The sequence below is a fragment of the Microbulbifer maximicatervae (SeqCode) genome (genome assembly GCF_052467505.1).
The window spans coordinates 2,064,445-2,076,924 of sequence record NZ_CP174313.1 but is presented as its reverse complement, the minus strand read 5'-3'; the positions used below and the strand labels follow the sequence as shown (position 1 = coordinate 2,076,924).

Sequence of the window (12,480 nt, the reverse complement as noted above, 5' to 3'; positions counted from 1 at the left end):
TGCCGGATAAAAAGTGACTTTTATATTAATGCACTTAATAAATCGTTATCAAGTTGAGTGTATTTATCACTAGGGACCTTCCTGGATAATTGCAGCCCCGGTTTGTCAGTCGGGGGAGTAGTGCCCGCTGGTGGTTTAAAAGCGGGCGTTTGTGGCTTGGGGCCGCTATAATCCCGCGCCAAGTTATTTTGCTCCGGTTAAGTTTGTTCGTCCTATGAATGCTCAAGTCCCAGATCTGTCCGCTATCAATGAATTCCTGCTGTGTCCCACGCCCGATGCCTGGGTGGAGGCTGCATTGAAGGAGCCGGAAATGATGCTGATCGATCATGCCAACTGCGAGAAAAAAGCGGCGGGTACTGCCCTGAACCTGATGTTTCGCTATCTGAATGACTTTGAGCTGCTGAACAAAATGTCGCGTCTGGCTCGCGAAGAGCTGCGCCACTTTGAGCAGGTGCTGGCGATTATGGAGAAGCGCGGCATCGCCTATCCCCACGTTAGTGCCTCCCGCTACGCAGCCGGTCTTCGTGCCGAAGTGCGCAGCGCAGAGCCGGGGCGTTTGATTGATACGCTGATTTGTGGCGCTATTATCGAGGCGCGTTCCTGCGAGCGCTTTGCACGGATTGCGCCTCAGTTAGATGATGAGTTGCAGAAGTTTTATCTCTCCCTGCTTAAATCTGAGGCGCGTCACTTCCGCGATTACCTGCACCTTGCCCAGAAGGCTTCCGATGAAGATATTCAACCTAGGGTTCAGGTGCTGCTAGAGAAAGAAAAGGAATTAGTAGAAGGCAGTGATGGACAGTTCCGCTTTCACAGTGGTGTGCCGGAGAGTGCCGGGCAGTAATTCTCGCTTGGCCTGCTAAGGTGGGTCAGATTTACAGGAAGCTTTTGCATTGACGTTTATTGGCTCCAAGCTTCCTGATTCTTTAGTGAAAATACCAGAATACTCGCTGCCTAAGCCCACTGAATTGGGTCATACCGGCAGTAGCTCTAATCGTTGGCTGTGGCATTATCGTAGGACTGCTTGGTAGTTCTGCTGTCTTTACCCGATTCTACGTTTGTGCTCTAAAAATCAGCACAGGTCTCTTTGGGATCTCGCCGGTACAAGTCGATATCGACTGATCAAACGCTATAAGTAAGCTGGGTGAGCGGTAGTAAACTAATACTAATGGGTATTTGTAAGCTGTACTATCGTAAGCTCGCTAGAAGATCAAACTCGTACACTAGGGGCTGTTCATCAATACCCTGTTGGCCACAATCTTGAAAAAGGTATGTACTGCACAGTGATTTCTACTGACCATCCTTCCGTAAAAATTATAATTTAAAGCCAATGTGTGGAAGTACAGTTTTTGAGTACCGCCTTTTGAAGGTTTAAGTGCCGTTTCTTAATTAACTTTTATTTTCAATCAGTTATTCTGTAATCAGAGAGCATAAGTGGTTTATGGGCATCTTTGTCTGAGTGATTTAAGGAAGACGAAAGTGGCTCGTTGGATGCTTTTTTGTAGTGCATTAAGGGCTAATGAAACTGCTTAAAGACATATTAAGAGAGGGATACTAGGCAACGGGCTAATTTCAGGAAGTTTTTAGGCTACCTGAGAAATGCACCAAAACGGGAAAGCCTGGGGCGGTAAACATATTGGTGTTACTGCAGGGGCCGCATTCGACGATCTTGGAGCACTGAAGATTGAGGAGCGTAATGATCAGTCAGGATGATTGTTATGGTGAGTTTGTACCAGGTAGCCCGGTATCTCTTCCCTCCTCCCCCAGAAAATGTAAGTAATGGAAAAACTATCTTTCATTTCCAAGAAATATACAGATGCTGAGAGAAGCACAGAGGCAAGGCTGTCCCGTGCTTTACTCAATAATTTTGCACAAGATCTCATAAAGCAAAACGGTATTCACAGTGGGGTTGATCACTTAGACGCCGTAGTATTTTAGTTTGCAGAAAATATAAAGATCTTGGGGCGCTCTTCAGTAGATATGACCATGATTTACATTTATCCTTGGCGAGAAGGTTGTATCAATAAAACCATTAAAGAATCCTGTTAGGGTGTAAGGCTATTTGGCCTTCCTCGAGAAGGACTGAAAAAAGACATGGCAAGCTTCCAACTTTACTCTGGCGAAAAAGGTTATATTTTGCCGTTTGAACATCAACATAGCTAACTCTGAATCAGTATTGATGCTCAAGATGATCTTTTGTGTGACCAATGATGTTGCTAGGAGCAAGATATTTCAAAGCTGTAATTGTTTATTGGCTCCTGAGGATGTTAAAAAATATTTGCATGCAATGAAATGTAAAGGTTGATATTAAAGGGAGGCTGGGGAGATGGTGTTATTTGGGACTGGTGTTTGACGAAGTATCTGGTTATGGATAGCCAACTATTGGATTTTTTAAACACAATTCTACCATGTTGGCAGGTGGTGGTCCTCTGCTTTTAGACGTGGCAGAAAAGTACTGGGCGCGTCTCCCAGTGATAACACTGAACCTTTTGGAGGTGTTGATGCCTTTTAGGTTCCGGGGGGGGATTGAATATGATGCGGAAGATATTGGCAACCGCAAGTTCAATCTTGCTGGCTACTTTGTTCCGTCAGGGAGTAATCCCCAGGCTGATCTCGCAGGTATTTTTTCGTTCATGGAAGCTAATAAGGTTTCATATGAGAATTTTAAGTTTAATCTAATAGGTTTGAAGGCTGTTCAAATATCCATTAATGTGGATATTCCAAAAATAGGGAGATTTTTGGAGGATGGAAAGAAGGAAAGAAGGAAAACTTGATCAATTAGGAGGAATGTTAATGAAAGTTATATATAAATTGTTTTTTATGGTCTTAACTATCAGCGTATGTTTTGCTGGCTCAATACATGAGGATGTGATGCACACTCAAGTATCTGAAGAAGGGAAAACCATTTCAGCAGATATGTTAATGGCTGGAAGTGATGTGTCTGGTGGAGTGACGGATAGTGTTGGTTATATTCTTGGGGCAATAATTAAAATTCTACTAGGGGAAGCTTAAGATTTAGCCCAGCGGACTTTGGGTGAAATGATGGGTCAATGTTTCGCTGGGCTTCAAAATTCTGTGCCACCCGCATAATTCCATAAGATGATCGATTTATCTGGAAGTTAGCTGCGGTAGTATTAGGCTGTAATTTTAAACCGGATGCGTTGGGTTTTCTGAGATTTTTAAGCTTGGTGGCGGATAGTGTCCCCATTTGTGCTTAGGGTGTTCTTTTAGTGAATATCGAAAAGTTGCTCTCAATGTGTCTCATTTTGGTGTTTAAAATTTACCTCTATTTGAGGTTTCTAGGTTCTTTTCTCTTATCCTGAATCAAGCTTTTTCAATAGCCGAATAAACTCTTCGAGCTCTTTGCTACTGGTGGAATCCACAGAAAATTTATTGTGGAAAAATATGGTGAGTTTTACTTTGGGGGAGTTGATAAAAACCGTATAGCCGTCAAAGTCAGTGCTGACTGCCAGCCCCTGGTAATGCCATTCGTTACCTTCCTTGCGCCCCTCCTTTGTCGCCCTATCAAACACCCGCAGCGCTTGTTTGACGTCAATCTTCTGTTCGGCATCCATTGCTGCTTGCTCCTGCCGCTAAGCTTGTTGTTTGAGACGAAACTGTCTTTGACTTGGAAGCTTAGACGACATGGACACTGACATCCATCACTACCCACCAGTAGATACGCGGCTGTTTGACTGGCTGGCTTACCTTGGTTTGATTCCATTTGTCGCAGGAATCATTATGCAGTGGTTAGGGTTTTCCCTTTGGGGAGTGACTCCGCGCCTGCTGTTCACCGCCTATAGCGCGGTGATTCTGAGTTTTCTTTGCGGTGTTTGGTGGGGCGCTGCACTCAATCAAGTGGGGCATCCGCACAGGATGATTTTAGCGCTACTGAGTAACCTGGTGACATTGGTGGGGTGGGTGGCGCTGCTGATGTTTCGCACCACTTGGGCATTACCGGTATTACTAATTGCTTTCGGTTTTGTGGTCTGGGCCGAGGCCCGGTTGAACCCCAATCTGCCCGGGAGGGATCAGTATTTCCGCACCCGCAGCATCGTGACCTACCTGGTGATGGCCTGCCATCTTCTAATGATTCTGCTGCTCCTTTGAAATGCCTGGCGCAAACTAAACTGTTACCAGCGAAGTTATTTTGGGGTAGCTCTTATGCAACCTGTTTCCTCTGAGTTGCTCGACCAGTTGTTCAACAAAGCCCGAACATATAGTCATTGGCAGGATAAGCCGGTTTCAGAAGTGGTTTTGAAACAGCTTTACGACCTAGTCAAATTCGGACCCACCAGTGCTAATTGTTGCCCTATGCGATTGGTGTTTGTTGTAAGTACGGAGGCTAAGGAGCGGCTCAAGCCAGCGCTTAATGAGGGAAATATTGAAAAAACTATGCGGGCTCCAGTGACTGCCATTGTTGCTTACGATATGCACTTTTATGAACACCTTCCGAGGCTCTACCCCCAGACTCCTGCGCGGGAATGGTTTGCCGATAGCCCCGAATACGCCGAGGTTACCGCATTTCGCAATGGTTCCTTGCAAGGAGGCTACTTTATTTTAGCTGCGAGGGCCCTGGGGCTCGATTGCGGCCCAATGTCGGGGTTTGATAACGCATTAGTTGATGAGGAATTCTTTAGTGACAAATGCTCAGCACCGGCTTTTCTGCCGGAGCACTTCCCCGATTGTCATATTAAGTCCAATTTCTTGTGCAATCTTGGCTATGGCGAAACTGACAAATTATATCCGCGCAACCCTCGGTTGGATTTCGATGAAGTATGCAGAACTCTGTAAATTGTTGCGTTTAACATAATTCGTATTTGTTAATGCGGGTTAATGGCAGTGGATTAAGAATTAGGTGTGCTTAAGTGGTTCTTAAACGATCTCAGCGGTTGATGGATTCGGAAGAACATTTTTTACCAAGGCAGGAAGGTGCGCTTTATGAGTTGTTTGGCCGGGACATTAGCAGAGCTGTGATAGAACGATTTTTGTCGATGCAAGATGCAGAATACTTCCGCTGTGTCGGTTCGGGAAATTCCGGTATCTATGCCGCAGATCAACTACTGATTGATTGCTACGCAAAAAAAATTAACGAACAGGCAATCCTCGATGAAAAATTGTTGTTTAGTCGAGAAGAGTTGGAGCCGATTATTCAGGCTTATAGAGCGGAAAAACTCTATATGAACCTCGAAATGGAAGGCACAGCGCTGCCACACGATGTGATTACCACTGAGGAATTTGTCTTACATCTCCAGGCAACCATTCTTAAGGCGTTAGAGAAAAAGCGGGATGCTGATGATTTTGTCGTGGTTATCCCAACCACCAGCTACAAGGGAGAACTTATTCCCAAGGCCATTTGCAGTAAAGCCAAGTTGAATGATGAGACCTTTGAGCGTCAGTTTCAGTTGGGGCTTGTTCGCAATCAGCACTTACAATATGTCCTAAGTAAATCTTACTTGTGGACTCTGGCACATGCCTGGCCCTTTATTACGGGTTCGGAAGTGGGGGAGGGGCTGTTTAAAGGGGTGGTATTTCGGCAGTTTGATCTAGGTTTTGGCACCATAGCCTCGGATCTCGATAGTGATACCAACGTCTTTGTGATTACAGATGCGAGTTGCACAGGCGGCGAGGCAGAGCATATTCGCAGTCGTCTGTTGAGAATGGACCGGCATGAGCGTTCGGCAATTATTATTCCATTGTGTAAGAAAGAAGCGATACAACGTTTGGATAAAAGCGCGGAGGGTAATGCTGAAATTGTGTCCGGCGTTATCCTCGATGACTTCAAGCGGCAGTGGAAAGATGTTGGTCATCGAGCGAGCTATAAGACCCTCAGGGGACCAGAAAAGTAAGGGGCCAGGTATGAGTCCCTAGAGTGCCGGTTTGGACACCATCAGATAGACAATGGCAACGGTAATGGGAAATGCAATAGCCCCGAGCAGGCACCAAGCCATCATTAGCTTGCGCATTTTGTCTATATTACCGTCTTCTTTGGCATGTTTACGCAGCTGGTACTGAAGGTAAACAACCGGCAGCCACAACAAGAACACGGTTGCGCTGAGCCCGGCGGCTAATTGCAGCCAGGCTTGTAGCATCCAGCTTGGATTAATCAGTAGCATACCCACCGCACTACCGAATAGACCAATTACCGCCGATCCGGTAAATATCCAGTCTGCCTGTACCGTTTCCCGGCTAACCCACTGCATAACTTGGGCATTTCCGGACAGCCAGCCCCTCAGGGTGTACCAAGCGATGCCGGTCCCTGTGCCGAGTACGATTATGGCGCAGAGGATATGCAGTGTTTTCAGTATCAGATAGTAATTCACAGCGCTGCCGGCCAGACTAAAGTTGGAGATAAATTAGTGGCTGCGGTCGTTAATTTCAATGCCAATTATCGCTGCCTTGATATCTGCTAGCTCGAGCTAGTAGGACGATAAACGATATGGGGGAGAAAAGTGATCTTCCGACCGGAGAAAATTATCAGTGGTGGTCAGACGGGGGCGGATACCGGTGGCCTGCTGGCGGGGCAGCGCCTGGGAATTGCCACCGGTGGCACAGCACCGCAGGGTTACTGGACTGAGATCGGTGATCGGCCGGATTTTCTGAAAGGGCTTGGGCTGGTTGAAAACACGTCCCCGGATCTGGAAGAGCGTACTCGTAAGAATATCCGCAACTCTGATGCCACTGTTATCTTCACAACCAATCCCAGTAGTGATGGCACCCTGTTTACTATTGAGTTCTGCCAGGCATCGGGGAAACCACACTTAGTAGTCAATCCGACTGATGCCGATCGAGTACAACTGGTGCGTGACTTTATCCTCAAGAATCGTCCGCAGACGCTCAATGTGGCGGGTAACCGTGAATCCAACTCCCAAGGGATTACTGAAATTACCGCGGAAACCATCGAGAGGGCGCTAACCCGCTGAGTCTAGGTTTCAATGTGCCTCTCAAGATGATGACCCGAGGGGTTGGGTGCGCGCAAGCGCAATTCCAAGTCCGGGTATTGCCCTACGGAAAACCAGAAGAACAGACACAGGGCAGCAATTGTGGCAAAGAGAGTGAAGTAGTGAACCCAGGCTGGTTCTGGCCCACCGGGTAGAAAGTGCTTTTCTTCAACGCTGCGACGGCGATTTAAAATTAGCGCATAAAAAATGACTGTCGCAATCACAAAGATCAGGGACCAGCGGGTTTGTTGCCCGTCAGATCCCACCAGGGCCACAAGGCAGTACACCGCTGCAATCAGCAAAATCACAGTAAACAGTCCGTACTGCTGAGGCGGCATTTTGCCGTAGGCCAAAACCCGCAAAGCTACCGCTGAATAGATATAGGGCATCAGTGTCATAATCACAGCGACAGAGGCAATTTTGCCAAACTGCTGGCTGGCCGTTGGCGATATGGTGGTAAGTATCAATACAGACATCAGCACGGCCACCAGGGTTAATCCGCCGGTAGGCACGCCTTTGTTATTGGTGCGGGCAAATAGTGCTGCAAACAGGCCATCATCTGCCGCCGCCTTGGCAGACTGCCCCACCAACAGTATCCAGCCGGCCAATGAACCGATACAGCCAATAGCGGCGCACAGGGCTACGACATTGGCCGCAGTATTTCCCAGTGCCAGGCGAGCAGCATCGGCAAAGGGAGCGGAGGAGCTGATTAATTCCTGGTTCGGCAGCATCCCCATAATGACCGATGAGCTGAGTACATAGGCAATAGAAGCCAGGATAACTCCCCCAACCGTTGCGATTGGGACGTTCTTGGTGGGGTCTTTTACCACTGCGGCGGATACAGAGGCGGTTTCCACCCCAATAAAGGCCCAGAGCGTGAAGGTCAGGCTGGCCATAATGGCACTGGGGTCGCTTTTGCCTGAGACATTCCAGCTGCTGGTAAAGTTTTGCTGGTCGAACCAGAACCAGCCAAAAATAGCGGTGCCGAGGATTGGAAGTAAAACCAGGCCGGTGGTGAGGGATTGGATGCGACCGACGGTGCGCGGGCCCAGTACATTGGCGTAAGTCAGCAGCCAGACCATGGCAACCTGAGCCATGGCAAAAGTCAGTGGGTCTTTTAACGGTGGAAAAAAATGGGTCAGATAGCCCAGGCCCGCAGTAATCAGCGCAACATTACCGATAACATTGGCCAGCCAGTAAACCAGATTGGTTTGGTAGCCAATGTAATCGCCAAAAGCGCGGCGGGCATAGGCATAGGGGCCGCCGGCTGCGGGATAGATAGCGGCGAGCTTGGCAAATACCAGGGCCAGGGAGATAGCGCCGACGATGGTTATCAACCAACCAATCAGGGAAATACTGCCGACTGCGGCGAGATTGGCGGGGAGCATAAAAACCCCGGAGCCCATCATATTGCCTGCAACCATCAGGGTTGCGGGGACCAGGCCTATTTTATGCTCCTCTTTGATAGGTGAGCCTATGGCGAGTCTCCCCGCAGGGCGTAAATATGATAGTGGCCGTCCCGCACCTCTACTCCGTGGTTATCGTGGGTAAAGCCTGGAAATTTCTGGTCGAAGGCTTCCAGAGTTCTCAAGTAAATCAATGCCGGACTGTCTTCATCGCCAAAATTTTCTCCGGGCATTAACAGAGGAATACCTGGAGGGTAGGGTACAACGCCGGTGGCTGCGGTACGTCCCGGTAACTTGCTTAGCGGAAGCATTTCCACATCGCCGCGAACCAGGGTTTCATAAGCTTGTACCGGACTGCAGTCAGCTCTAGGTAAGGCTGAAAACCCTGCAGACATTTGCACTGTGGTCTGTAATTTTTTCATGGAAGCAAACATATTGTCTGCAAGGTCGCGCAGCCCGATATTGCGATAGGCTGGGGACTTTTTTAAAAGGTTTGGCAGGCATTCACTCAAGGGCCGGTTGGCATCGAAGTCGCGCTTAAAGGCCAGTAAAGCATTGATGAGAGTGCCCCACTTACCCTTGGTAATACCGATAGAAAACAGGAACAAAATCGTAAAATCGGTAGTTTTCTCCACGATAATGCCGAGATTGTCCAGGTATTTACTGACGATGTTGGCAGGTATTCCAGATGCAGACAGTTTGCCATCAGGGTTTATCCCTGGGGTGGTAATCGATACTTTAATCGGGTCCAACATGCAGTAATCTGGCTCAATATCACCAAATCCATGCCATGACTCGCCGGGGTCTAATAACCAGCAGCTGGGCTCATGACACAGGAGCTCTGCTGGGGCGCTGTGAAAGGCGTAGTTGTGCCCGTTACTGGGGTCGGTGACATGCTCAGGCTGCCAACCTCCGAAGAACCACTCTTCTTTATCGCGATACTCCTGTTGCAAACGGGACAATACTTGTCGGAACGCTATGGCCTCAGCAATTGACTCCTCTGTTAATGCTTTTCCACCCGGCCCATCCATCATTGCTGCGCTCACATCATTGGAGGCCATGATGGAGTAAAGTGGGGAGGTTGAGGCATGCATCATAAAGGCTTCATTAAAGCGCCCATGCTCAATGGGTTTACGCCCATCGCGAATGTGAATCATCGATGCCTGGGACAATGCGGCGAGTAATTTATGTGTTGACTGAGTGGCAAATTTGCTCGGGCCATTTTTCGCGTCGGCTTCGCCCAAATCATACATTGCGAAGCGATCCCGATAGATAGGATTAAATCGAGCGTATGAGTACCAGGCTTCGTCAAAGTGCAGGCGATCAATGGACTCGCCGAGAAGTTCTTCCACTCTGCGCACGTTGTAACAGAGACCGTCGTAGGTGGAATTAGTAATGACTGCGTGAACGGCACGGGAGTTTTTGGCGTGCTTGGACAAAGGGTTTTGCCGAATAGCATTGGCAACAGAGCTGGCCGTCAACTGTTGGGGAGGGACAGGGCCTATGAGGCCGTAGTTGTTGCGTAGGGGAATCAGGTAGGTTGGAACTGCACCTGACATGGTGATCGCGTGTTCGACGGATTTATGGCAGTTTCGATCGCACAGAGCCAATTGCCCCCGGGTAACCGATGCCATCAATATCACTCTATTCGATGTCGAAGAGCCATTGGTTACATAGTAAGTGCGATCCGCACCAAATACTTTTGCTGCATATTTCTCTCCCTTGGCAATGGGGCCCGAGTGATCCAAAAGCGATCCCAACTCTGTTACAGAAACAGAGAGGTCCGAGCGCAACATATTTTCCCCAAAGAAATCGTAAAAAGCGCGACCCGCAGGGGATTTGAGAAAAGCTGTTCCCCCAGTGTGGCCGGGTGTATGCCATGAATATTCATGGACCCGGGCAAAGTGGGTCAGGGCGCGAAACATGGGGGGAAGAATGGCGTGGCGGTATCTTTCAATCGCACTCTGGATGCGACCGCCGATAAAGGTCGGGGTATCTTCTAGCATCCAGATAAAATCGTTGGCTAATTCCAGGGCCCGTCGCGGCATGGTGCTGACAGTCTGCTGATCTGCCAGAAGGAATACCGGCATTTGGGGATTGCGGGCGCGAAGTTCTTCCAATACAACCAGGGCGGGGCATTTCGCTTCACCGGGCAGGGTCCAATTAATCAGCAGGCATTGGATCGCGGTGTTAGTACTCAGTATGGCGCAGGCATCACTACCACTGGTGGTTGTTATTACGTCAATTTTTCGCTCTGATAACTCTGCCTGTAGCCTCATGGCGGCGCGGCCGGGAGCGCTGTTGTCGTCGACTTCACTGCTGGCGATCAGGGCCAGCATGCTGTTATGGCGTTGCTGTCCGAAATGATGCATGAGTGCCGCACAAACCTTTTGTTGTGGCCTGCTAAAAAGTCTCAGCGCAGGAAATTGTCTCGCAAAAGATCTACCACCTCATCGGCGCGGCCGTTGAGTATTGCCTTAAGTCCGAACAGTGCGGTGGAGGTGACTTGCTGCGCTGTAACTTCCGGCGGCATCACCAGCTCCACGCGGTTCGTCGGTACGCTGAGTAGTGCCGGCCCGTCAGTGGCGAGCCAGCGCTTCATACTTTCCTCAAGCTGATCCGCACTCTCGATACTGGCACCACTGATGCCACAAGCTTCGGCAACGCGGCCGAAGTCCGGGTTATGTAAGTCGGTATAGCTGTCGAGAAGCCCCTCAATGCGCTGCTCCATCTCTACGAAGCCGAGGGAGTTATTGTTAAATACCAGGACTTTTAATGGGATTTTTTCTTGCACCAGTGTCAACAGGTCTCCCATTAACATGGTCATACCACCGTCGCCGCACATAGCGATGACCTGGCGCCCGGGATAGGCTTTGGCCATGCCCAGGGCTTGGGGGTAGGCGTTGGCCATGGTGCCGTGGGAAAGGCTGGTGAGAAATGAGCGCTTGCCGTTGGCAGTGAGGTCGCGGAGCATCCAAACCATACAGGCGCCGCCATCGGCGGTGAATACGGCATCCTCATCGGCCAGCTTGTTGAGCGTCTGGGCGACAAATTGAGGGTGGATCAGGCTGGGGTCTTTCTCTTTGCCGCGGCTCTTCATCTCTTCCCGATCTTTTTTGTATCGTTCGAGAAGGTCATCGAGGAAGGTGCTATCGGTGCGGGCCTTTAATCGGGGCAAGAGGGCTTCAATGGTGGGCCCCACATGCCCTACCAGGCCCATATCCACAGGAGCGCGTCGCCCCAGGTGCGGCGCTTCCGCATCAATTTGAATAATGGTGGCTTTTTTCGGGTAGAACTGGGTGTAGGCAAAATCGGTACCCAGACACAGTAACAGGTCACAAGTCTCCATGGCCCGGTAGCCCGCGGGATTGCCGAGAATCCCGGTCATGCCCACATGGCAGGGGTTGTCGTATTCGAGAAACTCTTTCGACTTGGTGGTGTGGGCGATAGGAGCGGCCAGGTGCTGTCCCAGTTTTACTACTTCATCGTGAGCGTGACGGCAGCCGATACCGCCGTAAATAGTGATATTTTTTGCGGCGTTGATTTTCTTTGCCAGGGCGTCGAGCTCAGAGTCAGACGGACGCGCTAGCCATTCAGGGCGATGTACCGACCAGGGCAGACTGTCTTTGGTCTTCTCCTTGAACAAGTCGCCGCTAATTTGCACCACCGCGACACCACCGCGAGTAAGCGCAGTTTGTGCCGCCTGCACAATCATTCGACGGGCTTGCTCCGGGTGGGTCATGGTTTCACAGAAGACCGAACACTGTTCGTAGAGTTTTTGCTGGTCCACTTCCTGTGGATAGCCGAACCCCTGTTCCGCACGGTCGATGCGGGATGCAATCAGTACCACCGGGGCGCCATTGCGATGGCTTTCAAAAATGCCGTTGATAAAGTGCAGGCTGCCGGGTCCGGCAGTCCCGGCGCAGACACTCAGCTCACCGGTAAGGTAAGACTCCCCCCCAGCGGCGAAAGCGCCCACTTCCTCATGACGCACATGTATCCACTCCAAGTCGGAAGTGCGTACCGCTGATGTAAAGTGATTGATGGTATCGCCGACAATGCCGTAGCACCGTTTGGCGCCGGCCTTGACCAGTGTATCGACAATAATCTCTGAAACGGTTTGCATAGCAATCTCC

General features: G+C 49.8%; 12 protein-coding genes. 7 read left to right on the top strand and 5 right to left on the bottom strand.

Annotated elements, in window-relative coordinates; genetic code table 11:
• Positions 1 to 214: 214 nt before the first annotated feature.
• From ACJJIN_RS09120 to ACJJIN_RS09110, 3 genes are all read left to right on the top strand, one after another.
• Positions 215 to 841: a MiaE family protein gene (locus tag ACJJIN_RS09120; protein ID WP_444897793.1), complete on the top strand. Its 627-nt coding sequence runs from the start codon at positions 215 to 217 to the stop codon at positions 839 to 841.
• Between the two features lie 1,564 nt (positions 842 to 2,405).
• A complete protein-coding gene (locus ACJJIN_RS09115; protein ID WP_444897792.1) occupies positions 2,406 to 2,771 on the top strand; it encodes a hypothetical protein in 366 nt (121 codons plus the stop codon).
• Entirely contained in the window at positions 2,743 to 3,009 is a 267-nt protein-coding gene (locus ACJJIN_RS09110; protein WP_444897791.1) for a hypothetical protein, read from the top strand. Before ACJJIN_RS09115 ends, ACJJIN_RS09110 begins: the two co-directional genes overlap by 29 nt.
• A gap of 302 nt (positions 3,010 to 3,311) precedes the next feature.
• Here the strand turns inward: ACJJIN_RS09110 and ACJJIN_RS09105 are convergent, their stop codons facing one another.
• Positions 3,312 to 3,572: a DUF3081 family protein gene (locus ACJJIN_RS09105; RefSeq protein WP_413662543.1), complete on the bottom strand. Its 261-nt coding sequence runs from the start codon at positions 3,570 to 3,572 to the stop codon at positions 3,312 to 3,314.
• A 70-nt stretch (positions 3,573 to 3,642) separates the two neighbouring features.
• On the opposite strand from ACJJIN_RS09105, the gene ACJJIN_RS09100 reads away from it, so the two are divergent.
• From ACJJIN_RS09100 to ACJJIN_RS09090, 3 genes are all read left to right on the top strand, one after another.
• The gene (locus ACJJIN_RS09100; protein WP_444897790.1) at positions 3,643 to 4,107 is read left to right on the top strand and encodes a DUF3429 domain-containing protein; all 465 of its coding nucleotides are present in this window, start codon (positions 3,643 to 3,645) and stop codon (positions 4,105 to 4,107) included.
• 54 nt (positions 4,108 to 4,161) lie between these two features.
• Positions 4,162 to 4,791 (top strand): malonic semialdehyde reductase, encoded by a 630-nt coding sequence (locus ACJJIN_RS09095; protein ID WP_444897789.1) that lies wholly within the window; start codon positions 4,162 to 4,164, stop codon positions 4,789 to 4,791.
• Between the two features lie 74 nt (positions 4,792 to 4,865).
• A complete protein-coding gene (locus ACJJIN_RS09090) occupies positions 4,866 to 5,846 on the top strand; it encodes a hypothetical protein (protein ID WP_444897788.1) in 981 nt (326 codons plus the stop codon).
• Positions 5,847 to 5,864: 18 nt separating this feature from the next.
• Here ACJJIN_RS09090 and ACJJIN_RS09085 read toward each other — a convergent pair whose 3' ends face one another.
• Positions 5,865 to 6,320: a DUF2269 family protein gene (locus ACJJIN_RS09085; RefSeq protein ID WP_444897787.1), complete on the bottom strand. Its 456-nt coding sequence runs from the start codon at positions 6,318 to 6,320 to the stop codon at positions 5,865 to 5,867.
• 129 nt (positions 6,321 to 6,449) lie between these two features.
• Here ACJJIN_RS09085 and ACJJIN_RS09080 point away from each other — a divergent pair, with 129 nt between their 5' ends.
• Positions 6,450 to 6,920 (top strand): YpsA SLOG family protein, encoded by a 471-nt coding sequence (locus ACJJIN_RS09080; protein WP_444897786.1) that lies wholly within the window; start codon positions 6,450 to 6,452, stop codon positions 6,918 to 6,920.
• Between the two features lie 2 nt (positions 6,921 to 6,922).
• Here the strand turns inward: ACJJIN_RS09080 and adiC are convergent, their stop codons facing one another.
• Genes adiC through ACJJIN_RS09065 form a run of 3 tightly spaced genes read right to left on the bottom strand, consistent with a single transcriptional unit; the run spans position 6,923 to position 12,470 of the window.
• Positions 6,923 to 8,404 carry an arginine/agmatine antiporter gene (adiC, locus tag ACJJIN_RS09075; protein ID WP_444898241.1) on the bottom strand — a complete coding sequence of 494 codons (1,482 nt, stop codon included), beginning with the start codon at positions 8,402 to 8,404 and terminating at the stop codon, positions 6,923 to 6,925.
• 8 nt (positions 8,405 to 8,412) lie between these two features.
• The gene (locus ACJJIN_RS09070) at positions 8,413 to 10,716 is read right to left on the bottom strand and encodes an Orn/Lys/Arg family decarboxylase (RefSeq protein WP_444897785.1); all 2,304 of its coding nucleotides are present in this window, start codon (positions 10,714 to 10,716) and stop codon (positions 8,413 to 8,415) included.
• A 41-nt stretch (positions 10,717 to 10,757) separates the two neighbouring features.
• Entirely contained in the window at positions 10,758 to 12,470 is a 1,713-nt protein-coding gene (locus tag ACJJIN_RS09065) for a thiamine pyrophosphate-dependent enzyme (RefSeq protein ID WP_444897784.1), read from the bottom strand.
• Positions 12,471 to 12,480 lie beyond the last annotated feature (10 nt).